The sequence below is a fragment of the Mucilaginibacter koreensis genome, from assembly GCF_054783355.1.
The window spans coordinates 1,204,068-1,229,324 of record NZ_BAAGQS010000001.1 but is presented as its reverse complement, the minus strand read 5'-3'; the positions used below and the strand labels follow the sequence as shown (position 1 = coordinate 1,229,324).

At 42.0% G+C, this 25,257-nt stretch carries 23 protein-coding genes and 1 riboswitch; of the genes, 13 read left to right on the top strand and 10 right to left on the bottom strand.

Features of this window, described 5'->3' with window-relative positions; translation table 11 throughout:
- Nucleotides 1-4: 4 nt before the first annotated feature.
- The 3 genes from ACYVNW_RS05510 (at nucleotide 5) to ACYVNW_RS05500 (ending at nucleotide 1,315) form a co-directional block, all read left to right on the top strand.
- On the top strand, nucleotides 5-322 hold the full coding sequence (locus ACYVNW_RS05510) for an ArsR/SmtB family transcription factor (RefSeq protein ID WP_460678844.1): 318 nt from the start codon (nucleotides 5-7) through the stop codon (nucleotides 320-322).
- On the top strand, nucleotides 319-813 hold the full coding sequence (locus ACYVNW_RS05505) for an SRPBCC family protein (protein ID WP_460678843.1): 495 nt from the start codon (nucleotides 319-321) through the stop codon (nucleotides 811-813). The genes ACYVNW_RS05510 and ACYVNW_RS05505 overlap by 4 nt, the downstream gene beginning before the upstream one ends.
- A 61-nt stretch (nucleotides 814-874) precedes the next feature.
- A complete protein-coding gene (locus ACYVNW_RS05500) occupies nucleotides 875-1,315 on the top strand; it encodes a VOC family protein (protein ID WP_460678842.1) in 441 nt (146 codons plus the stop codon).
- A gap of 90 nt (nucleotides 1,316-1,405) precedes the next feature.
- Here ACYVNW_RS05500 and ACYVNW_RS05495 read toward each other — a convergent pair whose 3' ends face one another.
- Genes ACYVNW_RS05495 through mqnE form a run of 3 tightly spaced genes read right to left on the bottom strand, consistent with a single transcriptional unit; the run spans nucleotide 1,406 to nucleotide 3,978 of the window.
- Entirely contained in the window at nucleotides 1,406-2,149 is a 744-nt protein-coding gene (locus ACYVNW_RS05495) for a menaquinone biosynthetic enzyme MqnA/MqnD family protein (RefSeq protein WP_460678841.1), read from the bottom strand.
- An 8-nt stretch (nucleotides 2,150-2,157) separates the two neighbouring features.
- On the bottom strand, nucleotides 2,158-2,778 hold the full coding sequence (locus tag ACYVNW_RS05490) for a histidine phosphatase family protein (RefSeq protein ID WP_460678840.1): 621 nt from the start codon (nucleotides 2,776-2,778) through the stop codon (nucleotides 2,158-2,160).
- Nucleotides 2,779-2,784: 6 nt separating this feature from the next.
- Nucleotides 2,785-3,978, bottom strand: a complete 1,194-nt coding sequence (mqnE, locus tag ACYVNW_RS05485) for an aminofutalosine synthase MqnE (RefSeq protein WP_460678839.1) — start codon at nucleotides 3,976-3,978, stop codon at nucleotides 2,785-2,787.
- Nucleotides 3,979-4,516: 538 nt separating this feature from the next.
- Nucleotides 4,517-4,631: riboswitch (SAM riboswitch) on the top strand.
- Nucleotides 4,632-4,977: 346 nt separating this feature from the next.
- Here mqnE and ACYVNW_RS05480 point away from each other — a divergent pair.
- The 4 genes from ACYVNW_RS05480 to ACYVNW_RS05465 all read left to right on the top strand — a co-directional run bounded on the left by ACYVNW_RS05480 (nucleotide 4,978) and on the right by ACYVNW_RS05465 (nucleotide 9,273).
- A complete protein-coding gene (locus ACYVNW_RS05480; protein WP_460678838.1) occupies nucleotides 4,978-6,030 on the top strand; it encodes a homoserine O-acetyltransferase family protein in 1,053 nt (350 codons plus the stop codon).
- The gene (locus ACYVNW_RS05475) at nucleotides 6,030-7,265 is read left to right on the top strand and encodes a homoserine dehydrogenase (protein ID WP_460678837.1); all 1,236 of its coding nucleotides are present in this window, start codon (nucleotides 6,030-6,032) and stop codon (nucleotides 7,263-7,265) included. Before ACYVNW_RS05480 ends, ACYVNW_RS05475 begins: the two co-directional genes overlap by 1 nt.
- 288 nt (nucleotides 7,266-7,553) lie before the next feature.
- Complete coding sequence (locus tag ACYVNW_RS05470) at nucleotides 7,554-8,507, top strand: glycosyltransferase family 2 protein (protein WP_460678836.1); 954 nt, start codon at nucleotides 7,554-7,556, stop codon at nucleotides 8,505-8,507.
- A complete protein-coding gene (locus ACYVNW_RS05465) occupies nucleotides 8,488-9,273 on the top strand; it encodes a polysaccharide deacetylase family protein (protein WP_460678835.1) in 786 nt (261 codons plus the stop codon). Before ACYVNW_RS05470 ends, ACYVNW_RS05465 begins: the two co-directional genes overlap by 20 nt.
- 17 nt (nucleotides 9,274-9,290) lie before the next feature.
- On the opposite strand, the gene ACYVNW_RS05460 is transcribed toward ACYVNW_RS05465, so the two are convergent.
- From ACYVNW_RS05460 to ACYVNW_RS05450, 3 genes are read right to left on the bottom strand one after another with little or no spacing between them, the layout of a single operon-like run.
- Nucleotides 9,291-10,757: a dihydrolipoamide acetyltransferase family protein gene (locus ACYVNW_RS05460; protein ID WP_460678834.1), complete on the bottom strand. Its 1,467-nt coding sequence runs from the start codon at nucleotides 10,755-10,757 to the stop codon at nucleotides 9,291-9,293.
- Between the two features lie 31 nt (nucleotides 10,758-10,788).
- Complete coding sequence (locus ACYVNW_RS05455; protein WP_460678833.1) at nucleotides 10,789-12,039, bottom strand: competence/damage-inducible protein A; 1,251 nt, start codon at nucleotides 12,037-12,039, stop codon at nucleotides 10,789-10,791.
- Nucleotides 12,039-14,717, bottom strand: a complete 2,679-nt coding sequence (locus tag ACYVNW_RS05450; protein ID WP_460678832.1) for a putative LPS assembly protein LptD — start codon at nucleotides 14,715-14,717, stop codon at nucleotides 12,039-12,041. Before ACYVNW_RS05450 ends, ACYVNW_RS05455 begins: the two co-directional genes overlap by 1 nt.
- A gap of 52 nt (nucleotides 14,718-14,769) precedes the next feature.
- Between ACYVNW_RS05450 and ACYVNW_RS05445 the strand changes: the two genes are divergently transcribed.
- Both ACYVNW_RS05445 and ACYVNW_RS05440 read left to right on the top strand, forming a co-directional pair.
- Nucleotides 14,770-15,633, top strand: coding sequence for an N-acetylmuramoyl-L-alanine amidase family protein (locus ACYVNW_RS05445; protein ID WP_460678831.1), 864 nt, complete (start codon nucleotides 14,770-14,772; stop codon nucleotides 15,631-15,633).
- 25 nt (nucleotides 15,634-15,658) lie between these two features.
- Complete coding sequence (locus ACYVNW_RS05440) at nucleotides 15,659-16,606, top strand: MlaD family protein (RefSeq protein ID WP_460678830.1); 948 nt, start codon at nucleotides 15,659-15,661, stop codon at nucleotides 16,604-16,606.
- Between the two features lie 72 nt (nucleotides 16,607-16,678).
- Here ACYVNW_RS05440 and ACYVNW_RS05435 read toward each other — a convergent pair whose 3' ends face one another.
- The 4 genes from ACYVNW_RS05435 to ACYVNW_RS05420 form a co-directional block, all read right to left on the bottom strand.
- On the bottom strand, nucleotides 16,679-17,590 hold the full coding sequence (locus ACYVNW_RS05435) for a ribonuclease Z (protein WP_460678829.1): 912 nt from the start codon (nucleotides 17,588-17,590) through the stop codon (nucleotides 16,679-16,681).
- Nucleotides 17,591-17,614: 24 nt separating this feature from the next.
- The gene (locus ACYVNW_RS05430; protein WP_460678828.1) at nucleotides 17,615-17,992 is read right to left on the bottom strand and encodes an STAS domain-containing protein; all 378 of its coding nucleotides are present in this window, start codon (nucleotides 17,990-17,992) and stop codon (nucleotides 17,615-17,617) included.
- 51 nt (nucleotides 17,993-18,043) lie between these two features.
- A complete protein-coding gene (locus ACYVNW_RS05425; RefSeq protein WP_460678827.1) occupies nucleotides 18,044-18,985 on the bottom strand; it encodes a phosphoribosylaminoimidazolesuccinocarboxamide synthase in 942 nt (313 codons plus the stop codon).
- A gap of 122 nt (nucleotides 18,986-19,107) precedes the next feature.
- On the bottom strand, nucleotides 19,108-20,070 hold the full coding sequence (locus tag ACYVNW_RS05420) for a PhoH family protein (RefSeq protein WP_460678826.1): 963 nt from the start codon (nucleotides 20,068-20,070) through the stop codon (nucleotides 19,108-19,110).
- Nucleotides 20,071-20,175: 105 nt separating this feature from the next.
- Between ACYVNW_RS05420 and ACYVNW_RS05415 the strand changes: the two genes are divergently transcribed.
- The 4 genes from ACYVNW_RS05415 (at nucleotide 20,176) to ACYVNW_RS05400 (ending at nucleotide 25,252) form a co-directional block, all read left to right on the top strand.
- Nucleotides 20,176-20,952, top strand: a complete 777-nt coding sequence (locus ACYVNW_RS05415; RefSeq protein WP_460678825.1) for an SAM hydrolase/SAM-dependent halogenase family protein — start codon at nucleotides 20,176-20,178, stop codon at nucleotides 20,950-20,952.
- 162 nt (nucleotides 20,953-21,114) lie between these two features.
- Nucleotides 21,115-22,941 (top strand): ABC transporter ATP-binding protein, encoded by a 1,827-nt coding sequence (locus ACYVNW_RS05410; RefSeq protein ID WP_460678824.1) that lies wholly within the window; start codon nucleotides 21,115-21,117, stop codon nucleotides 22,939-22,941.
- 79 nt (nucleotides 22,942-23,020) lie between these two features.
- Nucleotides 23,021-24,415 (top strand): MBL fold metallo-hydrolase RNA specificity domain-containing protein, encoded by a 1,395-nt coding sequence (locus tag ACYVNW_RS05405; RefSeq protein WP_460678823.1) that lies wholly within the window; start codon nucleotides 23,021-23,023, stop codon nucleotides 24,413-24,415.
- Nucleotides 24,416-24,511: 96 nt separating this feature from the next.
- Entirely contained in the window at nucleotides 24,512-25,252 is a 741-nt protein-coding gene (locus ACYVNW_RS05400) for a hypothetical protein (protein WP_460678822.1), read from the top strand.
- Nucleotides 25,253-25,257: the final 5 nt, after the last annotated feature.

The window sequence follows — 25,257 nt, the reverse complement described above, 5'->3', positions numbered from 1 at the left end:
TAGCATGAAGAACGATATATTTCAGGCCATAGCCGACCCCACACGCCGTGCGATTTTAATACTGCTCGCCGCTCAGGCACTCACGCCAAATGTGATGGCTGAAAAATTTGATATGAGCCGGCAGGCTGTATCTAAACATATTAAAGTATTGCAGGAATGTGATTTAATTAAAGCCGAGCAAAGCGGGCGTGAAATTTATTATCACTTTAATGCCAAAAAAATGCAGGAGTTCGATCACTGGTTAGCGCAATTCAGGCAAAACTGGGAAACTCAATTCAACCAGCTTGACCATTTATTATCAACAATTAAAGAAAAGAAATGATGAATAACAATTTGCTATTCGATTTTAACGTTGACAAGGCCGCCAAAACGGTATACATCACCAGGGAGTTTAACGCCCCGCAGGCGTTGGTATGGGATGCTTTTATCAAACCGGAACTGCTGGACCAATGGGGTGCCCCTGCCCCCATGCGAGCTAAAACCAAATACATGAATTTTGAAGTAGGCGGGCGCAGGTTTTATGCAATGATAAGCCCCGACGGGCAGGAGCGCTGGGCTTTACAGGAGTTTACATCCATCACCCCGAAAACCAATTTCAAAATGTATAACACCTTTGCCGACAAAGATGAAAACAGAGAACTGCCGGGATCGGACTGGGATTATAATTTCAGTGAGCACAATGGCATCACCCGGGTTGACATTGTTATCTTCAATGAATCTTTTGAGCGTTTGGAAAAATTACTGGAGGGTTTCAAGATTGGCTTCACCATGACTTTAAAAAATCTGGAAGATTTATTAAGCAGTTTATCTTAGCTATCGCAGCATTGCTAAACCACAGTTTAAATACACAAATTCAACACTAATTATAACAACAATGAGAGCAATTAATCCATGGATTAACTTTAACGGCAATGCCGAAGAAGCATTCACATTTTACAGATCAGTTTTTGGCGGTGAGTTCACAAAGATTGTCCGTTTCAAAGAACTTCAAAGTGATGATTTTCAGGTGCCCGAACATGAAGCTAACAAACTCATGTACATTTCGCTACCTATCGGCAAAAACAACGTATTGGTAGCCAACGACGTTCCGGAGTTCATGGGGCGGGTAAACGAAAACGAAAACCGCTCGAAAATTTATGCTATAGCCGAAAGCCGAGAGGAAGCTGATAAATTATTCAATGGATTATCAGCCGGTGGCGCTGTAGAAGGCCCTATTGGGGATAGCCCGTGGGGCACCTATGCCGGTATGTTCAGAGATCAATTTGGTATAGAATGGATAATTGAGTTTGATCCAAGTTCTAAAGAGAAAATTTAAGGCGTGCTTTTTATTGCAATTCGTAAATCGTTTCATAAACTGCGTCTAATCAATATTAAAAGGCTGCCTCAAAAAGGCAGCCTTTTAATATTATAAGTTTTTGATGTAATCAAGAAACAGGTAAAACGCCTTCTTCTTGGCATCTGTAAGCGGAAAATCAATTTTGTGCATCAGGTAATCTTCAACATCAAAATCATCGCGGTGCGGAAGTTTCTTAAATAACTCAGGCCGGTGATTAAGGCCATATTTTAGCGCCTCATTAAATCTGTCTATAAAGGCTTGTTCAATAGGTTTGTTAGCTATCCAGGCGGCGAACATAAAAGGCAGACCGGTAAAATTCTGCCACTCTTCTGCCATATCGTACACAAACTTGTAATTATCTTTTTTACCGAAAGTACGGTCGCCTATTTGCACAAAAGCGGTATAAGGGTCAGCAGATACAGCGTAATCATCAGCTCCGGTTATCAGTTCTGGTGATATTTTCCAGTAGTTTTTAAGCAGTACCTTAGCCAGGTTATTTGACGAGCGTGATTGCGGATCCAGCTGCACACGTTTAACCTCAGTAATATCACAGTTGCTGAATATAAATACAGAGTTAACAGCGCCTACAGCGCCAATGCAATAGTCGGAAATAATATGCCACTCGGGTAAGTTTAATACGGCTGCAACCGGAATCAGGCCAATATCAACCTGATCGTCAATTAGTTTTTGGGCACAATCAGCCGGTGGGTCTAAGCTCAGATCAATATCATTAAGGATATCGCTGTGCTGCAACCCATATAAAAACGGTTTTGTATTGGTATAACTAACCGCCGAAATTCTTATTTTATTCAAGGTAGTATTTAATGTAGTTTTAAATGGATGGCATTATTAAAATCGGCAATTTGATACTGCTGGCCATCGTAAGTGATTTTATAAAGCACCAGATTTTGATGCGGAAACTGATCCATTGCTGTAAGCGGTTTACCGGTAAGCAGGCAAAGCAGCAACCGGAGCGCACGGCCGTGCATGCAAATCAGCACATTCTTTTCTTCGGGTTTGCTCATGATATAACGGAGCGCCTCTTGCTGCCGGGCTTTTACCTGGTTAGGGCTCTCTCCTTTCTCAAAAGCCGCATCCAAGTTGCCGCTGGTCCACTCGCGCATCATTTTCAAAAATGCGGCTTTGGTATCAGGTGTGCTTTTTTGCCCTTCATGTATGCCCCAGGCCAGCTCATCTAAGCCTTCCAATTTCTCAAACGGAATACCATCATCAATAAACTGCTGTATACTTTGTTGCGTACGTTTCAGGGTTGAAACATAAATTTTATCAAAGGGAACGTTTTTATAAGCATTGTAGAACATGGCAGCCTGTTTGCGGCCCTCATCGTTCAAATCAGTATTCATTCCCCGGCCCTGTACAATACCCTGTTTGTTTAAATCGGTTTGCCCATGCCGAACAATGTATAACGTTTTTTCAGTCATGTGCGTTTAGTTAATTACCGGAAGCTGATAAAAGCGCGGCTTTTCTGCTTCAGTAAACTCATAAGTATTGTAATCGGTAATTACATTGTATAATGTGTCGCGCTCAATGGGGTGCCGACCTGCATTTTTGATGAGTTCAACCAGCTCTTTGGTACTCATGGCTGGTTTTTGCTCTTCAGCGCCTGCCATAGAATAAATTTTAGTGGTATCATCCAAGGTACCATCAATATCGTCCACACCGAAATTTAATGACAGCTGTGCCGTAGTACGGCTTATCATGGCCCAATAGGCTTTAATATGATCAAAGTTGTCCAGATAGATACGTGCAATGGCATAATTTCGCAAATCTTCCACCACAGACGACTCAGGTACGTCAGACATTTGGTTGTCCTTATTCCGGAACTTTAAAGGGATAAAAGTTTGGAATCCGCCGGTTTGATCCTGTAACTGGCGAAGGCGCTCCATATGGTCAACCCGGTGGCGGTATTCTTCAATGTGGCCATACAGCATCGTAGCGTTTGAGCGCATGCCCAACCTGTGCCACTCCTCGTGTATTTGCAGCCACTGGTCCGCCGTACATTTATCTTTGGCAATCTGTTCCCTTATTTCGGGGTGAAATATTTCTGCGCCGCCGCCCGGCATAGATTCCAGGCCCGACTCTTTCATCAGGCGCATACCGGTGGCATAATCTACTTTCGCTTTTTTGAAAATGTAATGATATTCAACCGGGGTTAGCGCTTTAACATGCAGTTCCGGACGGTGCGCTTTAATGCGGCTAAACAATTCCTGATAAAAAGGCATATTGTACTGCGGTAATACACCACCTACAATATGTACCTCGGTTACCGGCTCGTTATCATACTTGCGCACAATATTTAGCATATCCTCCATCGTATACTCCCAGCCATCTTCACGCTGTTTGATGAGGCGTGAGTAAGAGCAGAATTTACAATCGTATACGCAGAGGTTGGTGGGCTCAATATGGAAGTTGCGGTTAAAGTAAGTATAATCGCCGTTCTTCTTTTCGCGTATATAATTGGCTAAAACGCCTAAGTAGCTTAGCTCGCCTTTTTCGTAAAGTAAAACGCCTTCATCAAAAGTGATGCGCTCACCGGCCAGTACTTTTTGAGCTATAGATTTTAAATCAGCAGATAAGTGCGGATTCTGTAATAATACACTTAAATTATTCTCAGTTTCCATGCTGCAAAACTACGAAAAATAACACTGCCTTCTATTCAATTACAAAGTTGCCACCGTTACAATGCTGCTAGTTTTACGCCTGAATTACAATAAACAGGCATTAAGAAACATAAGCTCAAAAACGCATGTTTGAGATTAAAATGATGATATAGTGTTTAAAGGTAAATATTCACAATTACAAGTGTTCACGCTGCTGGTGTTCATGAACGTTCACGCTTGTTCACAGGTGTTCATGAGTGTTCACGCTGTGAAAGCAATTAATATGAGTGAAATTTGTAAATATATAATAATGAATTACTTACAATATTTACTTAAACGGAGTAGCAGTTTTTTACATACTTATACGTCATAAAAAGCGTTCACGAGCGTTCACGACATGTGAACGTGAACACCTGTATTATTTAGGCTGGTTCCGTAGCAACTGGATTAGCCGCCTTGTAACCTTTTATAAAATTTAATTTGGAAGTATATGAAATAAGCTCCTATATTTGAAACATTATTTGGTAGCAATACCTTAATCAACTCCTACTCAGGCTTTGGTTTATATAGAAGCGGCGAGAGATCAGGCTCCAAGACCCGCTGGCAACCCCTCCACAATGGAAAAGGTGCCAATTCCTGCCCCGGGCAAATGGTTGTATCGGGAAATATAAATGTAAAAAGATGATAATTTCAATTTCTGCTTCGGCAACTTATGGGTTTGGTAAGCACTTGGGCTTTAGAGCTTCGATGTGCAGCCGCTACTGTTGTATGTGCTAATAACGCGATATTAACAACATTAGGTTATAATCTATTGCAAGCCAAAGTGAAAGCAAGGCTTTAGCACATCATCTTTTCATATCAGCCCTTACAGTAATGATCAATAAAAATTTATTTCTATCAGTTCAATTCAATCGCTTGCAGCAATTGGTTTGTTGTAACTCAAATTCTTGTTTTTTAGTTTTTTATGGTGAATAATGTTATAGCTCTCTTATGCCTATAAGAGAGCTTAACTTTTTTAAAATGAACGCTTCAACTTATACATATCCTCAATCTTTTCAGCTCGAATCAGGCCGGGAACTGCCCGGTATTGAAATAGGGTTTCATACTTACGGAAATTTAAATAAAGAGAAAAACAATGTAGTATGGGTATGCCACGCCCTTACTGCAAATTCTGATGTACTAGACTGGTGGAAAGGGCTGTTTGGTTCTGATGAATACTTTAACCCAAACGAACACTTTATAGTATGCGCTAATGTATTGGGTTCTTGCTATGGAAGTACCAACCCCTTAAATATCAACCCTATAACCCAAAAAGCATATTGCCTTGATTTTCCGCAGGTGACTATCCGGGATATGGTTAAGGCACACCAGCTACTGGCACAGCATTTAGGTATACCCCAAATTGAAGTGCTGATTGGTGGCTCTTTAGGTGGCCAGCAGGCGCTGGAGTGGAGCATCATGGCTCCGGAGCAAATCAAAAACCTGATTTTGATTGCGACCAACGCCCGGCATTCGCCTTGGGGTATTGCGTTCAACGAATCGCAACGGCTGGCCCTGCAAGCCGACCCGACTTTTAATTGTGAACCCGATGGCGGCAAAGCTGGTTTGAAAGCAGCGCGCAGTATTGCCTTGTTATCTTACCGTGGTTATAAAGCGTATAACATTACGCAACAGGAAATAACTGCAGACAATACTGACCAATACAGGGCCTCCTCCTATCAAAATTACCAGGGTGAAAAGCTGGTGAACCGTTTTAACGCTTACTGTTATTGGTATTTAACCAAAGCTATGGACTCGCATCACGCAGGGCGAAACCGTATAAGTATGGAACATGCGCTTAGTGTAATTACCGCTAAAACTTTGGTTATCGGTATCAACTCGGATATCTTGTTTCCGGTTGAAGAACAACAGTACCTCTTCCGGCATGTCCCTAATGCCAGCTATGCGGAGTTTGATTCGTTTTACGGGCACGACGGCTTTCTAATTGAAACAGATAAATTAACACAAATCATATCCACCTTTTTTAAAACTGAGGTGAGAGGAAAAATTATTGAATTGCAGAAAATTGCTTAATGAGTAAGAAAATCACCATCGGACTGTTCGGCTTTGGCGTGGTTGGCCAAGGCCTTTATGATATCATCAGAACCAAGAACCTGAATCTCGAAATTGTTAAAATAGCAATTAAAGACCCAACTAAAAAGCGCTCACTGCCTGAAGCATTATTTACTACAGACAAAGACGAGCTTCTTAATAATCCTGAAATCAATACTATTGTAGAACTGATTAATGATACCGAGGCCGCTTTTGAAATTGTGTCAAGAGCATTGAAGTCAGGTAAAAATGTAGTGTCTGCCAGCAAGAAGATGGTGGCAACTTATTTGCAGGAGCTGATTGATATCCAACACCAATATGGCACATCGTTGCTGTATGAAGGTTCGGTATGTGGCAGTATTCCTATCATACGTAATCTGGAGGAGTATTATGATAATGAGCTGCTGCATTCTGTTAGTGGTATTTTCAATGGTTCATCCAATTATATATTATCGAAAGGCTTTTTGGAAAACCTGAGTTATGATGAAGCTTTAAAGCAGGCCCAGGATTTGGGATTTGCAGAAACTGACCCCATTTCTGATGTAGGCGGCTTTGATGCTAAATATAAATTGGTAATTGCTGCCGCCCATGCTTATGGCGTAGTTGTAAAGCCGAATGATGTTTTCAATTTTGGCATTCAAAATCTTGGTGCTAAAGATTTACAGTATGCGCGCGAAAAACGACTGAAAATTAAGTTGGTTCCGGTGGCTAAAGAACTAAGCGATCGCCATGTAACTTTGTTTGTGCTGCCCAAGTTTGTAACAGAAAATGAGTTTTTGTACAATGTTGAATATGAATATAATGGTGTAACTGTACAGGCCGCCTTTGCCGACCAGCAATTCTTTTTCGGCAAAGGCGCCGGCGGCCATCCCACCGGTTCGGCGGTATTGTCAGATATTACGGCATTGCGCTATCAATATCAATATGAGTACAAAAAGGCCCGCAGCGAGCAGGGCTTGCAGTTCACTGATAACATTACACTCACCATCTACCTGCGTTATGAAGATGAGCAGTTGGTAGACGATTTACAGTTTGAAGAAGTATACGAACGCTTCTATTCGGGTGAATTTAAATTTCTGACAGGAAAAATAAATTTAAGAAATCTGATTGCTAATCAGCAGCGTATATCTGATACAAAGGCTTTCGTAGCCTTCGCCGATCAGCTGACAGGGGTCAGTTTAGCTGAAACGGCAACTATATCAGCCGAAATTGTTTAGTAGATTTGTTTCGGATGAAATTAAAAAGGCGTTGTTTTCAACGCCTTTTTTGTGTAAAAAAGTGCCCTCAACAACTTTATATTGGCAAAGGCTTAATGATTATTTTATATTTGTAATGGATTTATTACAAATATGAATGCCCCTATCCATTCCATCTTCAAAAGATTATGATGTGTACTTTTCTCACATTGTTTGCAGTGTTTCCTGCGAAATAATCTTGAAGAGCAAAACTTTCACTTCAACCTTAATTAGGATTTTCTACATCAATATAAATTACGCTGCTGCTGCATGAGGAAAAAGATTTCTGTGGTTGTACCTTCTTATAATGAAGAAGGAAATATTGAGGTGCTGGCAATGCGCCTGATTAACGTGCTTAAAAAATTAAGGTGCGATTATGAGGTTATATTTGTAGATGATGGAAGTTCTGATTGTACTTTAGAGCGGTTAAAAAACATCAACGATCTGGATGGTAATCTATATTATTTAGAACTTTCAAGAAACTTTGGCCACCAAAACGCGCTGAAAGCCGGATATGATTATGCCGATGGCGATTGTATTATCAGTATGGATAGTGATATGCAGCATCCGCCCGAGATGATTGAGCAATTTTTGCAAAAATGGGAAGAAGGTTATGATGTGGTATACACCTGCCGCGAGTATCAGGATGAAACCACAATCTTCAAAACTAAATCTTCAGACCTGTTTTATAAGATGATTAATTCGTTATCTGACACTAAGCTTGAAAAAGGCACAGCAGATTTCAGATTAATTGACCGCAAGGTGGCTAACATTTTAACCAGTCTGAACGAAAATGGCTTGTTTATTCGTGGTTTAATCAAATGGCTGGGCTTTAAGCAATACGCTATTCATTATCAATGCGATGCACGTTTCTCTGGCAAAAGCAAATACAACCTGAAAAAAATGGTGAAATTTGCAGTGCAAGGCATTACTGCATTCAGCGTTAGGCCTTTGTATATGGCTACTGGTATCGGCTTATTTTTTTCACTGGTAGCAGTGCTGTATATTCCCTACATATTAATCAGTTATTTTACAGGTCATGCCGTATCCGGCTGGACCTCTATCCTCGCTACAATTGTATTTTTTGGCGGCGTGCAGCTGATGGTATTAGGTATTATCGGCATGTATCTGGGCAAGCTGTTTATGCAATCCAAGCAACGGCCTAACTATATTGTACGATCCACCAACCTTATTCGTGTTAAAGATGATCTTGTTAAGTTTTGATATTGAAGAATTTGATATGCCCTTTGAATATGGCAAAACTCTGCCTTTCGAGGAGCAACTTTCCATATCAACAGAAGGCACAACAAAAATTTTAGATGTACTGAAAAACGCAGCTATCAAAGCTACTTTTTACTGTACGGCCAACTATGCGCAGCATCGCCCTGAAATGATTAGCCGTATGGTGGCTGAAGGTCACGAAATTGCTTCACATGGATATTATCATTCTGATTTTAAGCCAGAGCATCTGTTGCAATCGCGCTTGAAATTACAGGAAATTGCCGGCGTTGAGGTTGTGGGTTACCGTATGGCCCGAATGATGCCGGTGGATGAACAGGAAATCGAAAAGGCCGGATATTTGTATAACTCTTCCATAAATCCTACATTTTTGCCCGGGCGTTATAATAATTTCGGTAAACCGCGTACCTGGTTTTACCTGCATAATGTATTGCAACTACCGTCCTCGGTTTCGCCGTTTATTCGTTTTCCGTTATTTTGGCTGAGTTTTCATAATCTGCCCATGGGGCTACTCAAATGGTTGAGTAAAATTACCCATAAAAAAGATGGCTATTTAAACTTGTACTTTCACCCCTGGGAGTTTACAGATTTGAATCAGCCGGAGCGCTTTGGCTTTCCAAATTATGTCACTAAAAATACAGGTGATGCTTTTGTGGCGCGTTTAAGAGAGTTTATAGAATGGGCGCAAGCTAAAAGTTATACTTTTGACACCACAGGTAGCTTTGTAAACCAAATAAAAAAAGCCGGATAATCATCCGGCTTTTGCTTTTATATCGATTTGTTAATATCCCATTGCTCCAGGTAATCGGCTACCCGCTTTACAAAGGCGCCGCCTAAGGCACCGTCTACCACTCTGTGGTCATACGATAAGGATAGAAACATCATGTGGCGAATGGCTATTACATCGCCGGTTGGAGTTTCCAATACCGCAGGTTTCTTCTTGATGGCACCAACAGCTAATATGGCCACTTGTGGTTGATTAATAATAGGTGTACCCATTACATTTCCGAAAGAACCTACGTTAGTGATAGTAAAAGTTCCATCCTTTACCTCATCGGGCTGAAGTTTGTTACCACGCGCACGGTTAGCCAGGCCATTTACCGCTTTGGTAATGCCTACTAAATTTAACTGGTCGGCTTTACGTATTACGGGCACTATAAGGTTACCACTTGGCAAAGCGGTGGCCATACCAATATTAATATCTTTCTTTTTGATGATTTGCGTACCGTTAACTGATACGTTTACCATCGGCATATCTTTTAATGCTTTGGCAACAGCTTCAATAAATATTGGTGTAAAAGTAATCTTCTCTCCTTCACGCTTCTCGAACGCCCCCTTTATCTTTTCGCGCCACAACACCAGGTTGGTTACATCTGCTTCCACAAATGAGGTAACATGCGGTGAGGTTTGCTTGCTCATTACCATATGGTCGGCAATTAAGCGGCGCATCCGGTCCATTTCTACAATTTCATCGCCGCCAGATACCGATGCAGCCGGTTTTGCCGGTTCGTTAATTGCTGGTGAGGCGGTTTCTTTAACTGCTGACGGAGATTTAGCTGCAGGCGTTGCACCAGCTTGTTCAGCTTGAATTGGTTTTGATGGTGCAGGCTGGGCCGTAGTAGCAGTATTCGCTACAGGCGCAGCAGATGGTTGTTGCCGCGTTTTAATATAACTCAACAGATCATCTTTGGTTAAACGCCCCTCGTTCCCGGTACCCGCAATCTGATCCAGCTCCTGTACCGGTATACCTTCCTGATTGGCAATATTCTTAACCAATGGTGAGTAAAAACGTGCCGCGTTGCTGAACGTAGCCGGAACTACCTGCGGTACAGTTTCGGAGCGGCTGCTTAACTGCTCTATACCAGGTATGCCATCGGTAATAGCTTGTTGTTCAGGATGTGCGGCGGGCTGTTGTGTTTCGGTATTTGAAGCGGGTTGTGATGTGGTTTCCTGTTCGGGCTGACTTGTGGCTGCCGCTGGCGTGGCTTCTTCCTCGCCGGTTTCAATAATGGCAATCGGGTCACCAACCTGTACCACTTCGTTTTCTTTACATAAAAGTGCAACCAGCATGCCAGATACCGGTGAAGGTACTTCAGAATCTACTTTATCGGTTGCAATCTCTACAACTGCATCATCTGCTTCAATTCGGTCGCCCTGGATCTTTACCCATTTAATGATGGTTGCCTCAGCAACGCTCTCACCCATTTTAGGAAGTAAAAGTTGGTATTTAGCCATATTGGTTTATAATGTCCCGGCCCAAAAGTAGCTATTTACTATTAACATCAGGTAGTAAAGTATTCAACATACCTAAAGCTGTAATAGCGGTGCGCTCAATATTTTGGGTGCGCTTGTTGCCAAAGGTAAACATTTTAATCACTTGTTTATCCTGGCTGCCTACCCCTATCCAAACTGTGCCTACCGGCTTTTCGGGGGTACCACCGCCAGGCCCGGCAATGCCGGTAACCGCAATAGCAAAATCTGATTTAAAATTAAGCAGTGCACCTTGCAGCATTTCGGTAACTGTTTGCTCACTTACTGCGCCGTGCTGCCACAACGTTTCTTCGGTAACGCCAAGTACACTTTCCTTCAATTCGTTGGAGTAGGAAACAGCTCCCCCTAAAAATACTTCTGATGAGCCTGCATGCTGTGTAAATAAATGGGCAATGTAGCCTCCTGTACAGCTTTCGGCTACTGAAAGTTTCAGACCTGCAGCCGCCATCTTATTCATTATGGCTTTTTCGAGCGGTATATCTTCTTCAGCAGCTACCACGTTGCGTACACGTGCGGCTATCTGGCTGGCATATTCATTTACCTGTTGTTTGATTGTTGTCTCGTTGTCGCCGTATCCGCTCAGGCGAAGTCTTACTGAACCTAATTTGGGCAGATACGCTAATTTGATATGAGCCGGTAATGCCTCCTCTAAATCTGTAATCCGCTCAGCCAAAAAAGACTCACCTTCGCCTACAGTTAATATTGTATGATGGTAGATAAAAGGTAAGGTGAACGTTTGTTTTAATTTGGGGATGACTTCCTCTTCAACCATATACATCATTTCGAAGGGTACGCCCGGCATGGAAACAAACACTTTGCCGTTCTCGTTGAACCACATACCTGGTGCGGTGCCATTCTTATTCGGTATCACCTCGCAGTTGGCCGGAACATCAGCCTGCTTGATGTTTTCCTCTAACAGTGGTCTGTTATAGCGTGAAAAAATGCGCTTTACGTTCTCCAGTGCGCCTGCATCACGCCGCATACCTACTCCGAAATATTCAGCCAGTGTAGTCTTGGTGATATCATCTTTGGTTGGGCCCAGGCCGCCCGTAATCAAAATGATATCTGCGCGTTGTTGGGCCTCATTTAAGGCGGCTACAATATGTTGTTTATCATCAGATACTGATGATATTTGCTTTACCCTGATGCCGGCGGCATTGAGTTGCTGAGCCATCCAGGCCGAATTGGTGTCTACGATTTGGCCAATGAGTATTTCATCGCCTATGGTTATAATTTCTGCAAGCATTATTGATTGTTATAATAATCTTTCCGCTTACTTAGTTTTAAGTCCTGCAAAATTGAGGCTTTTACTTTTAAGTCAACACTGAAAGATTTGTACAAACCAAAAGGTACCCAACGGAATGATAAATCCCAACAATGTAAATCACGGTAGATAGAGAAAGTAGTTAAGCTCACTTTACTTGCCCGTAAATCATAACCGGTAGTGTATTGTATCTTCCACTTGGGGGTTAAATTAAAGTCGCCGCTGGCGTTTACCGTACTGGCAACTGTGCTCTGTATCCCATTGTTGGCATAATTAAAGTTATAGTTCAATACAATGTTCCACGGAATATTAAAGTCAACAAATGCCGCAGGGTCGCTGTTGATGAGAGCCAGTCGTTCAGCTTGGTTCTGCGTCATGTTTTGTACGGTACTGCCCGGAGGTGCAATGTTTCTTACTTTATGTAAGGTAGCTGAATTTAAGCTTACATCCATAGATAAAGACAACGCAGTTAACAGTGGGAATTTACCTTTCAGGAAGGAATATTCGTTTACTCTGCGAACGTAACGTTGCAATTGCCCATTGGCTACCGAATCTCTGGATTCGTAAGAATAGGGGTCTAAAGTACCAACAGCATTGATGCCAAGCTTTTGATTAAATACGGCGGTATGCGCATTTAAATTTATAGGAGATAGTCGGAATGAGTCGGCCGCAAAATTGTAAAAAGTAGAGATAGTGAAACCTTGCAGGATAGCAACCTTCCGGGCTGCACCTGAGGTATCAGTGCTACGGGGCTTTACTTTTGCTTCAAGCGTATTATCCAAAGAGAACCCGATACCTGCCGAGCGTCCTCCGGTAGGCCCGCCCACAGCGGATTGCTCGAAAATAGAATAAGTGCTGGCAAAGTAAGGGTAAGGAACACTCGCAGCGCTCACAATGGCTTGATTGTAGCTACGGTCGAGACCGGTATAATCGGGGCGGTAATTAAAGCTGATGGAGGGGGTACTCACCAGTCGTAACTGGGGATATTCGCTCTTCTTGCTGAACCTTAAATAACTGTATACTTTGGTTGATACCCCGGCACTCAGGTTATATTCACCTGCACGGCGAAAGCCGGATATGGTATCGACCAGATAATCAGAATTAGAGGTAGCGCCGCGCGGATAAGAACGACGTACGGTTTGAAAATTCCAGTGATCAATATAAGTAGCGCTGGTATTGAACTGGAAATATTTGGCCACTGTTTGGTTGAAGCTTAGTGGTATGGTATGCAATACACCACTTTGCAGGCGTTTACCTACCCTTTCGGCATTAAATAACTGGCTTTCAGGAAAAGAATTTAAGCGGTTGGTACCTTGTAAAGAGTAGCCCACTGTAATACGTTGAAACCATCTTTGTTCCCCTACCCGGTTCTTTGAATCAAACGGGCTAATGGTTGTCATGTTGAAGTTTACCGAGGGCAGTTCGAGCGTAATGGTTTTGTCGGCTATGTTTTGAGTGTGCGATAAAGCCACCTGTAAGCTGAACGGGGTACCCGCCCAAACTTTTCCATATGCAATACTGGAACGTAAAGAGCTTTGTACCAGTTGCTGTGGATTATAATTTGTAGTTGCCGGGTTGTTACGATAGAAACTTGAAGTACCTGCGTTAACTGAAGCAGAAAATGTAGTTCCGGGATGTGCATTTGGGTCTTGACTGTGCGACCATTGCAGGTTAAAATCTTTAGTAGCAGGGTCGCCGGCCAGACCATAGTTGTGTGAGCCGAAACTGAATGTAAAGCTCCCCTGGTATTTGTAACGCTGTAAATAACGTGCTGTGGTACTAAGCTCAAATGCGCCTCTCGAATATAAAGTAGCATATGTGGTTAAATCCAGGTGGTCGCCAAATGCCAGGTAATAGCCAATATTCCGGAGAAAGAAGCCGAGGCGTGCATCCTCCCCGAATGTAGGCAGCAAAACGCCGGAGGTTTGATGATCGGGCTTGGGGAAAAAGCCGAACGGTACCCCCAATGGCAAAGGTACACCCTCAATCTCCAGGTAAGCCGGGCCTGAAATAATTTGCTTCTTTTCACCTATCCCCCTCGTAATTACAATACCGAAGTGCGTTTCGGGGTATGGCAAATTACAGGTACTAAAAATGATATTTCGGTAAGCTACTTCCTGATCGTTGAGTACTTTGGCCTGCCCGCCTGTAATAAAATTACCTTCCTGCTCGGTAGAGGTGTTATATGCTTTAGCGCGCTTGGTTTTATAATCAAAGTAAATCGAGTCGGAGATGGCTGGCTTCTGCCCTTTTTGTATAGATATTGGCCGGCCGGTATAACGGTGGGTTTTAGGATCAATCAATCCGCTGGCAAAAATAAGGTGTTTATTTTCGTCAATGCGGATAAAATCGGCGTTCAGTTCAAAATCTTCGTAAGTAACTTTGGCATTTCCCCATAAATATGATATATTGTGTAACCGGTCGGTATAAGATGAGTCATCAGATGTAGCTTTACCGATAGATTTGAAACTGCTGCGGTTAACCGTATCATTGACGGGCAATGGCTTTTTACGAAGCACCTTGCGGTCTTTTAAGGTATCAAGCTTAATAATGGTATCTGCTAAACTGCGAGCGGTAAGGCTGTTGCTGTTATGGGCGAAGGCCACGGTTTTAATAATTAAAACAACAGCCAGCAGAAAAAAGAATCTGATAAATTTCAAAATTAATTATGAATACTATTTTTGCGAATACAGTTAACAGCGTTCAAAAATAATGAAAAATAAAGGTTTAAAAAGATTGATTTTAGGTTTACCTTCATTACTTCTAATGTTTATGCTTTGTTCTTTTACAGCAGAACATCCGGCACCGAAAGATTCGTTGATTAGTAGTGGGTTTAAGTTTAAAACTGTAATAATTGATGCAGGTCATGGCGGCCATGATCCTGGGGCTTTCGGTGAATATTCTTCTGAAAAGAAAGTAACGCTTGCAATAGCCAACAAATTGCAAAAGGCAATAGAAAAAGAAATTCCCTCAGTAAATGCAATAATGACACGCACCACTGATGATTTTGTGGAGTTGCATAAAAGGGCCGAAATAGCCAATCATGAACATGGTAATATGTTCGTTTCTATACATTGTAACTCCCTGCCTGATTTGAGACGAGTTATAAACGGGCGCTCTGTTAAAGTGCCTAATAAGTCGGGTAAGGGTGTTTTATTATTGGTTTATGGATTTAAACGTACCGGTGAGCAATTAGAAGCCATCAGAGAAAACGCTTCTATTTACCAAGAAAAAGATTATAAATCAAACTACAATGTTGAAAATGATCCGACCGCAGGGATGATTTTAAATGCCTTTAAAGACAAGTATCGTAAACAGAGTATTCACTTGGCTAATTTAATTAATGATGAGTTTGTGAATAATGACGGTCGGTCAAGTAATGGTGTAAAAGAGCAGAGCCTGCACGTTTTGGCCAATAGCGGTATGCCTGCGGTACTGATAGAAACCGGCTTTATTAACAATCCGGATGATGAACAATACTTAAATTCAGATGATGGTCAAAACGAAATCGTAGCTTCAATTGTTAGAGCTATCAAACAATACAAAAAAGAAGTTGAGCAGGGAGCTGCCAATTAAACATCTGTTACTTAATTAAACTACCTTGAAAATATCAAACGAAACCAAAATTGGCATTCTGACCGTGGTGGGTATCACCATTTTAGTCTTAGGCTATAGTTACCTGCGCGGCAACGATGTATTTACTAAATCAAACCGCTTTTATGCCATTTACCAGAGTGTAGAAGGTTTAACCGTATCAAAACCAGTGCTGGTAAACGGCTTTCAGATTGGCCAGATATCTAAAATGAAACTGTTGCCCAACGGGCATACTGTTGTAGAATTTAAAATTAACCCAGACTATAGCGTACCCTCAAACACACTTGCAAAATTAGCAAGCACCGACCTGTTGGGCAGTAAAGCTGTGGTTTTTCAACTGGGTAACAGCAAAGAAATGGCCGAAGATCAGGACACACTTCAGGCAGACATTCAGGGTAGCCTTGCTGAAAGCCTGCAGCCGGTACAGCAGAAAGCTGAGCGGTTAATCAGCAAAATGGATTCGTCTTTGGCGGCTATCAATAAAATTTTGAATCCGGATTTTCAAAAGAATGTTGACCGCAGCTTTAATAGTATCGCAAACTCACTGCAAACTTTAGAGGGTACAACCAAAAAGGTTGATGCCTTGGTAGGCGCACAAACCAGCAATATTAACGCTATTATGGTGAATGCCAATGGTGCAGCCGCCAATTTGCGTACCAGTACAGGCCATTTAACCGGCATTGCTACCAATTTTGAAAATGTAAGCAATGAAATTGCGCGTGCCAATATTGGGCAAACGTTAAACAATGCCAACAAGGCGATGGCTGATTTACAAGCAACAATTGCCCGCCTAAACAGCCCGAATGGTTCGTTGGGCTTGCTCCTTAATGATACTAAACTCTATAATAACCTGGATGCAGCTTCTGCTAATTTAAACAGCTTGTTTATTGATTTAAAAGCTCACCCTAAGCGTTATGTAAGTTTCTCAGTTTTCGGAGGAAAGAAAAACGATTAACTCAAGAATTAATTATAAACAAGAAAGCCATTGCAATTTGCAATGGCTTTCTTGTTTATAAGGGCAGATCACTTATATCTCGTAAGTATTGCCTTCAATAGCTAGGTCTGTGTCAGGAAATACGGCTCTGGCCTCATCTAATAAATCATTTAGAGTTTTATAGCGGGCCGAAAAATGGCCTATTAATAAATGCTTGGCTCGTGTCTGCAAGGCTACTTGAGCCGCTTGTAAAGCGGTGGTATGGTGCGTTTCATTAGCCCGATCTAACATATTATGCAAAAATGTAGCTTCATGATATAACAGAGTCGCGCCTTCTATTTGTTTAAAGTACTGCTGGTTGTATATTGTATCAGAACAGTAAGCGTAACATTTCGGTTCGCTGGGATCTGTAGTAAGCTCGTCGTTCCGGTATAGCTTTCCGCTTGGTGTTTCGTAATCAAACCCCTTTTTTAATAAGGAGTAATGACTGACCGGAACGTCCAGACCAGCTACTTTTTCTTTGATGATTCTACGCAAGCGCTTTTTTTCCTTAAAGAAAAATCCGGTACAATCAATACGGTGGTCCAGCGGAATGGTTTCTACGATAACATCGCGGTTCTCCATAATCACCTGCCGTTCTTTAGGGTTAGTGGCAGTAAATTTGATTTCGTACCGCAGCGTAGTCTCAGAATACTTAAACTGGATATCAATAATTTCTTTTAAAGGTGCCGGGCCAAATATGCAAAGTGGTTTTTTGCGCCCATTTAAGTGCATAGAAGAAATCAGGCCCATAAGCCCTAGGTAATGATCGCCGTGAAGATGACTGATGAAAATATGATCGATGCGGCTTGGCTTGATATCGAAGCGCAGCATTTGCTGCTGTGTGCCTTCGGCGCAGTCTATCAAATACAGGCGCTCATTGATATTGAGCGCCTGCGCTGTAGGATTTCTGTTATAAATCGGGGTGGCTGAACTGCTCCCCAGTATGGTTACCTCAAACTTCATTTGAAGTAATCAACAGCTAAATAACTATTTTGCTTCTTTTTTTAGCTCTTTTTCTATTTCTTCCATAAATATTAAATCAATTGCTTCTTCAGTTGAAGGAACAATAGATAAAACATTATCCAGTTGAGAAATAGTAACCAAACGTGATACGGCATCATTCAGACAAGCCAGTACAAATACACCTTCAGAGTTTTTGCATAAACGGTGGCCTACCAATAAGCTGCTCAAGCCTGATGAATCAGCAAACTTAACCTGGCACATATCCAACACAATATTGCGTTGCCCTTCTGTATTCAGCAATATCAGTTCAGATTTAAGTTGGGGTGTTATCAATGAGTTTAATTTTGATTCATTCAGTTTAATCAAAACGTACTTCTCATGCTTATCAACAGTAAATTTCATCTCTTATCAGAATTATAATGCTAAGTTAGCTTATTTTAGTTGTAATAAAAATTATAGTTGGGCTATCGCTGTGTTAATATCTTGCTCCATGCCTTGTAACTGCTCATCACCTTGTTTTACAAAAGTTTGGCCGGTAATGTGTTCGTACAATTCTATGTAGCGGTTAGATATAGATTCAACAATCTGCGGTGTCATCTCCGGTATTTGCTGCCCGTCTTTTCCCTGAAAGCCGTTCTCGATCAGCCATTGTCTTACGAATTCTTTCGATAACTGCTTCTGGGTCTCTCCTTTTGCCTGCCGGTCTTCGTAACCTTCTTTGTAATAATACCTGGATGAATCAGGGGTATGTATTTCGTCAATCAGATAAATCTGATCTGCTACTTTTCCAAATTCATATTTAGTGTCAACTAATATCAAGCCTTGTTGGGCTGCTATCTCCGTACCGCGTGCAAACAGTTGCAGTGTATAGTTTTCCAGTTTCACATAATCTGCCTCATACACAATGCCACGGCTTAAGATTTCCTCGCGCGAAATATCTTCGTCGTGCCCTACCGCAGCTTTGGTAGTTGGGGTAATAATGGGCTGGGGTAGTTTATCGTTTTCTTTAAGCCCATCTGGTAAACTAACACCGCATAGCATCCTTTTTCCGGCTTTGTATTCCCTCCATGCATGACCTGCCAAATAGCCACGCACCACCATCTCCACTTTAAACGGCTCGCAAATGCGGCCAATGGTTACCGAGGGGTGCGGCACATTAAGCACCCAGTTGGGCAGAATATCTGAGGTTTTCTTTAAAAAGTACGCAGCAATTTGATTCAACACCTGGCCCTTGTATGGAATAGCCTCCGGCAACACCACATCAAAAGCGGAGATCCGGTCGGTAACTACCATCACCAGGTATTGGTTGTTTATGGTGTATACATCCCGCACTTTGCCTTTGTAAAAGCTGGTTTGATTGGGAAATGTAAAATGCGTTTCTTTAATAGCTGCCACGTGCTTTGAGTTAGAGATTAGGGTGTTGATTTTTAAGCGGCAAGTTTAGCAAGATTATTTGTAAGGCAACCGATAAAAATGTCTTTTTACCTTCAAAAATTACCTGTTGCCACAAATAGCCATTACTGGATATCGCCGTAGGCTTCCAAAATTCGTTTAACTAATTTATGGCGTACTACGTCTTCGCCGCTCAGGTAAATGATTTCTAGTCCCTTAATATCTGACAGGATGCGCAAAGCGGTATGCAAGCCTGATTGCTGTTTTTTAGGCAAGTCAATTTGGGTTACATCACCTGTAACAATAAACTTGGCGGTTGGCCCCATGCGGGTTAAAAACATTTTCAACTGCATATCGGTCGCGTTCTGTGCCTCATCCAAAATTACAAAGCAATTATCCAGGGTACGGCCACGCATAAACGCCAGTGGTGCCACTTCTATAGTGCGGTTCTCCAAATATGTCTTAAGCTTTTCAGCCGGTATCATATCATCCAGTGCATCGTACAAAGGGCGCAGGTATGGATCAATCTTTTCTTTGAGGTCGCCTGGCAAGAAACCCAAATTCTCCCCTGCCTCTACCGCCGGCCGGGTTAAAATGATTCGCTTAATCTCTTTGTTTTTGAGGGCGCGTACTGCAAGGGCTACAGCTGTATAGGTTTTACCTGTACCTGCCGGGCCAATGGCAAACATAATATCATTTTTTACAATGCTGCTTACCATACGGCGTTGGTTAGCCGTACGGGCCTTAACCAGTATGCCGTTGGGGCCGTATACAATCACTTCGCCGCCGCTTCCGGGCTTATCAGTATCCGCTTCGGCCTGCGTAAAATCGCCGGCTTTAGCGCCCATAAACCGCTCTAAATCGGTAACATTTAAACTTTCATGTTTTTCCAAGTGATGTAGCAGCTGACCAAATTTTTCGCTAAAAAAATTAAGCTCCTGCTCATCGCCCAGCACCTTCAGTTCGCTACCGCGGGCAACCAGTTTCAGCTTGGGAAATTGCTTTTTGATAATCTCAAAATGGTCGTTGTTAGGCCCCCACAAAACTGCCGGGTTAACAGACTCTAAGGATATTTTTAATTCGTTCAAGTAGGATAGATTTTAATTAGTTAACAGTTTTTAGGACGAAAAGTTGAATATTTGCATCCGCTAAACTCTGATACAAGATTAGCAATAAATATTCAAAATTCTGTAATGGCAATCATAACATTAACTACCGATTTGGGCGATAAAGATATTTATCAGGCCGCCCTTAAAGGGAGTATTTACAAGTTGTTGCCAACGGTCAATATAGTGGATATTACGCACTCAGTAGCCCTTTTTAATATTCAGCAGGCAGCGTTTATCATCAAAAACAGCTATCATTATTTTCCGGATGATACCGTGCATTTGATTGGTGTAGATACGGTGTATAACGACTACACTCGCTTTTTAGCTATCCGATATCGTAACCACTATTTTGTGGGGGCAGATAACGGTATTTTTTCTTTAATATTTAATGAAGAGCCTGAACAAATGGTAGAGATTACCATTATGCAGGATATGAAATTTTTGCACTTTCCTTTGGCCGATGTATTTGTTAAGGCGGCCTGCCATTTAGCCAAAGGCGGCACCCTGAGCCAGATTGGTATACCAGTGCAAGAAGTGCAGCAAAAACGCGATTTGCAACCGGTAATAGAGCGCAACCTGATTAAAGGCATGGTCATTTATATTGATACCTTTCAGAACGCCATTACCAATATTACCAAAGAGTTTTTCAACCGGGTACAGCAAGGCCGCCGCTTTACTTTATACTTTAAACGTAATGAGACCATTACGCAACTTAGCTGGCACTATAATGAAGTAGAAGAAGGCGAAAAACTATGCTTGTTTGGCATAAGCGATCACCTGGAAATAGCCATTAATAAAGGCAATGCAAGTGGCCTGCTGGGATTAGGTTTAGGTGACAGCGTAATAATTGATTTTCAATAAGTAATATTTTTAATGTTCTGTTAATCAATTTTTTATATACCTTGTTGTAAATCCGTGAATTAAGTACTGCCATACTTTCATATCTACGTCAAGTTCTCAAAGCTTAAACAAATAGCGGAGCTGAATACGTTATCTTTACATGTTTTACTTACAAAATAATTAATGGCGAGAGCTCGGTTAAATAGTGGAAATGCGGCGGAAAAGGAATTGCCCAAAGCCAAAATAAATAAGCAGAGCCTGCAGAATATCAGCAGGTTATTATCCTATGTAAAACCTTACCGTAATAAATTTATTGCTGGTATGGTATTCCTGTTTTTATCAAGTTTGGTGGGATTGGCGTTTCCAGCGTTTTTAGGTGCTTTGATAGATGCTGCTCAGGGAAAACACAAATATGCTTTTTTACCGGTTACCTTAAATGGTATAGGATTGTTGGCATTCGGAGTTTTATTTATCCAGGCCTTCGTTTCATTTTTCAGGGTAGTTTGGTTTGTGCAGGTGGCCGAGAGATCGCTGGCAGACATCCGGCGCGACACTTATTTTAAATTGGTTACACTACCTATGGACTTTTTTTCCAACCGACGTGTTGGTGAATTGAACAGCCGCATATCCGCAGATTTATCCCAAATTCAGGATGCCATTACTACTACCCTTGCCGAGATGATCCGGCAGTTGATTTTAATGGTGGGTGGCATTACGCTATTGGCTATTGTATCGGTAAAACTTACTTTATCGCTGCTGGTTATTTTACCTTTTTTGATTGCTTTTGCTGTTTTCTTTGGGCGTTTTATTCGCAAACTATCTCGCCAGGCGCAAGATAAACTGGCTGAGTCTAATACCATAGTTGAAGAAACTTTACAAGGAATTGCTAATGTAAAGGCATTTGTGAATGAAGCGTATGAAGCCGGCAGGTATGATCGTAATTTGCGCGATGTGGTTGCCATTGCTGTAAAAGGTGCCAAGTTCAGAGGGGTGTTTGCTTCTTTTATTGTGTTCTGCTTATTTGGCGCTATAGTAGGCGTTATATGGTACGGTTCCATACTGGTAAGCAATGGTGAGTTATCAGTAGGTAGCTTGACTACGTTTATTCTGTATTCGCTTTTTGTTGCTGCGGCTATGGGCAGCTTTCCGGAACTGTATGCCAATATGCAAAAGGCAGTAGGTGCCAGTGAGCGTGTACTCGAAATTTTGGGTGAAACCGGCGAGCCGGTGTCTATCCATGAAGCTGATAACGCCATTCAGCAGCCAATTCAAGGTAATTTAGAGTTTCAGCATGTTAACTTTCATTACCCTTCCCGCCCCGAAATTACAGTGTTAAATAACGTTTCATTTACTGCTGATGCCGGACAGAAGATTGCTATTGTAGGTCCAAGTGGTTCGGGTAAATCTACTATGGCGGCACTCATTTTGCAATTTTATCTTCCGCAAAACGGAGAGCTGCTGTTTGATGGTGTGCCTGCACATGATTACCAACTTACTGATATTCGTAACCAGGTAGCAGTAGTGCCCCAGGATGTACTGCTTTTTGGCGGCACTATTGCCGAAAACATTGCCTACGGAAAACGCAATGCTACGCCAGCAGAAATTGAACAGGCTGCCAAGCGCGCAAACGCCCATCAATTCATTACTTCTTTTCCTGAAGGTTATGATACCATTGTGGGCGAACGTGGCGTTAAATTATCAGGCGGTCAGCGACAGCGCATTGCCATTGCGAGGGCATTATTAAAAAATCCATCCATACTGATTTTGGATGAAGCTACTTCATCGCTCGACTCGGAATCTGAACGTTTGGTGCAGGAAGCTTTAGAGGAACTAATGAAAAACCGTACTTCCATTATTATTGCCCACCGCCTATCTACTATACGTGAGGCCGACAAAATCATTGTGCTTGAAAAAGGTACAATTTTGGAGAGTGGTACGCATGAAGAATTAATGAACAATCAATCGGGACTGTACAGGTATTTGAGCCAGTTACAGTTTGAAACAAATTAGATATGTTCACTGGTTTATTAGTTCATTAGGTGGAATACCAGTAAACTAATGAACCAGTGGACTAATGAACTAAATTTTAATGAAACTAACTATACACGGGGCAGCCCGCCAGGTAACCGGCAGCATGCATTTGCTGGAGGTGAACCAATATAAAATATTAATTGATTGCGGCTTGGATTATGAAAAAGACCGCAATACGCAAGCCAACGAGAACTTTCCGTTTCGCCCGGAAGAAATTGATGTGGTGATTTTGACGCATGCACATATTGACCATTCAGGCAACTTGCCTACCTTGGTGCGTTTAGGCTTCGAGGGGCAGATTTTGTGCACCCCGCCCACTGCCGACTTAACAGAACTGCTGTTGATGGACTCGGTGAGTATTTTTATGCACAAACAGCATAAAAGGCGCAAGCACGGTCGTAGCAAGTTCAATAGCGGCAGTAACCAGCCTTTGTATCTGCAAAAGCATGTGATGGATACGGTGGAACGGTTTGTAACCATTGGCTTTAACAAACCATTTAAACTGAATGGCGATGTTGAACTTACTTTTATACCGGTTGGCCACTTGCTGGGAGCCGCCGCTGCTGTACTAAAAATCAATGATCAGGGCGAAGAGAAAACCATCGCTTTTACAGGCGATATTGGCCGCCACAATTACCCGGTACTCAACGACCCTCAACCGTTGCTGCCGGTGGATTACCTGGTGACTGAAAGTACGTATGGAGGCCGCTTACACACCAAAGGTAAAACCATTGAGGATGTGTTGGTAGAAATGATTGAAAAGGCCTGCATCAAAGAACAGGGCCGCATGATTATCCCTGCATTTAGTATTGGCCGTACACAATCATTGGTATATACTTTAAACAAAATTTTTACCGAAAGGCGCTTGCCCCCGGTTAAAGTCTTTGTAGATAGTCCGCTGGCATCTGCCTCTACACATGTATTCAGGAAGTATCATCACTTACTTAATGAGGAAGCACAGGCATTTTATCAGCACAAAGGCGATGAGTTTGAGTTTGATAACCTGACGTATGTAGAAACTTTAAAAGACAGTAAGCAAATATCCAACTACTTCGAGCCATGTATCATCATATCATCAGCAGGTATGCTGGAGGGTGGGCGTATACAGGATCACTTATTTTATAATATCTCTAATTATTATTGTACAATTCTGTTCATCGGTTATTGTGCTAAAGGCACATTAGGCCACCGTTTATTGCGCGGCGACCCAATTGTGCATATCAAAGACCGTGAACTGGCAGTATATGCTACCATTAAACAAACTGATTTATTGAGTGCACATGGCGACCATGAAGATTTGGTGAATACTGTAAAGCAGCACAAACCTCAGCATTTAAAAAAAGTATTTCTAGTACATGGTGAGCCATCAAGTATGGATGCTTTAAGTGATACTTTAACCCAGGAGGGTTATACCGTTGAAATACCCGAAAAAGATATTGCATATTTGCTATAATATCCTTTTGTAACAATTTGAGTAACTTCATAAGGGATTTGTATAAATACAAGCTTGTATATATATTCGTATATTCAAAACTAAATCCTTATCAACATGCTCATCTTTCACACAAGGGTGCGTAGGCTGGCTTTTGCAGCCATTATTTTTTTGGGCTCATGTTCAAAAAATAATCCCAACCCCAATGGCGATATTAAAATTAGCAGCAAAGATATTCCAGCTATGAATGCCGGAACCGGGCCAACCGGAGCTGGCGAAACAAGCGGAACCGGAACATCCGGAGGCGGGACTACAACTAACGGTGGAGGTTCTACCGATACTAACAGCGGCGGAACAACTAGTGGCGGCGGCAATACAGGCGGCAGTGCTGATAATACTGGTAGCACCGGCACAGGTTCATCATCAGGAAGCAGCTCGAACACCGGAGATGGAGGTGTGCCTATAGGGCCTACTAACACGATAGTGATTAAAGTAGAAAATAAAACCTATACTTTGAAATCTCCATCTTATCTTCTGGCATTCGGCCTTACTACCGGCTCGGCTACGTTGCCAGGTGAAATTGGTATCTCGGCTTTTAATTTAGGCGGTACGGATTCTTTTGTCCTCGTGGCAGATGATGGTAAAGTTGGCGTTCAAAATATCAGTACCATAGTGTTAACCATTGGCTCTGTACATTATCAGGGAGCTTCGTTCATCAATACTGGTAAAACAAAAGTTACTCAATACAATTACATCAATATTACGCGCGGCAGTATGCAAGGAACTTTTGATGCACAGGTAATAGATGGTGATTTTAAAGAAACAAGAATGGTTGGCTCTTATAACATCAGCATGTAACCAAA

What these genes read in the sequence shown, in the direction of transcription:
- ACYVNW_RS05465 (WP_460678835.1), top strand. Translation starts at nt 8,488, where the DNA reads ATGATCTTGTTAAGTTTTGATATTGAAGAATTTGATATGCCCTTTGAA.
- ACYVNW_RS05510 (WP_460678844.1), top strand. Translation starts at nt 5, where the DNA reads ATGAAGAACGATATATTTCAGGCCATAGCCGACCCCACACGCCGTGCG.
- ACYVNW_RS05480 (WP_460678838.1), top strand. Translation starts at nt 4,978, where the DNA reads ATGAACGCTTCAACTTATACATATCCTCAATCTTTTCAGCTCGAATCA.
- ACYVNW_RS05505 (WP_460678843.1), top strand. Translation starts at nt 319, where the DNA reads ATGATGAATAACAATTTGCTATTCGATTTTAACGTTGACAAGGCCGCC.
- ACYVNW_RS05500 (WP_460678842.1), top strand. Translation starts at nt 875, where the DNA reads ATGAGAGCAATTAATCCATGGATTAACTTTAACGGCAATGCCGAAGAA.
- ACYVNW_RS05460 (WP_460678834.1), bottom strand. Translation starts at nt 10,757, where the DNA reads ATGGCTAAATACCAACTTTTACTTCCTAAAATGGGTGAGAGCGTTGCT.
- ACYVNW_RS05490 (WP_460678840.1), bottom strand. Translation starts at nt 2,778, where the DNA reads ATGACTGAAAAAACGTTATACATTGTTCGGCATGGGCAAACCGATTTA.
- ACYVNW_RS05470 (WP_460678836.1), top strand. Translation starts at nt 7,554, where the DNA reads ATGAGGAAAAAGATTTCTGTGGTTGTACCTTCTTATAATGAAGAAGGA.
- ACYVNW_RS05410 (WP_460678824.1), top strand. Translation starts at nt 21,115, where the DNA reads ATGGCGAGAGCTCGGTTAAATAGTGGAAATGCGGCGGAAAAGGAATTG.
- ACYVNW_RS05415 (WP_460678825.1), top strand. Translation starts at nt 20,176, where the DNA reads ATGGCAATCATAACATTAACTACCGATTTGGGCGATAAAGATATTTAT.
- ACYVNW_RS05400 (WP_460678822.1), top strand. Translation starts at nt 24,512, where the DNA reads ATGCTCATCTTTCACACAAGGGTGCGTAGGCTGGCTTTTGCAGCCATT.
- ACYVNW_RS05455 (WP_460678833.1), bottom strand. Translation starts at nt 12,039, where the DNA reads ATGCTTGCAGAAATTATAACCATAGGCGATGAAATACTCATTGGCCAA.
- ACYVNW_RS05405 (WP_460678823.1), top strand. Translation starts at nt 23,021, where the DNA reads ATGAAACTAACTATACACGGGGCAGCCCGCCAGGTAACCGGCAGCATG.
- ACYVNW_RS05430 (WP_460678828.1), bottom strand. Translation starts at nt 17,992, where the DNA reads ATGAAATTTACTGTTGATAAGCATGAGAAGTACGTTTTGATTAAACTG.
- ACYVNW_RS05445 (WP_460678831.1), top strand. Translation starts at nt 14,770, where the DNA reads ATGAAAAATAAAGGTTTAAAAAGATTGATTTTAGGTTTACCTTCATTA.
- mqnE (WP_460678839.1), bottom strand. Translation starts at nt 3,978, where the DNA reads ATGGAAACTGAGAATAATTTAAGTGTATTATTACAGAATCCGCACTTA.
- ACYVNW_RS05475 (WP_460678837.1), top strand. Translation starts at nt 6,030, where the DNA reads ATGAGTAAGAAAATCACCATCGGACTGTTCGGCTTTGGCGTGGTTGGC.
- ACYVNW_RS05435 (WP_460678829.1), bottom strand. Translation starts at nt 17,590, where the DNA reads ATGAAGTTTGAGGTAACCATACTGGGGAGCAGTTCAGCCACCCCGATT.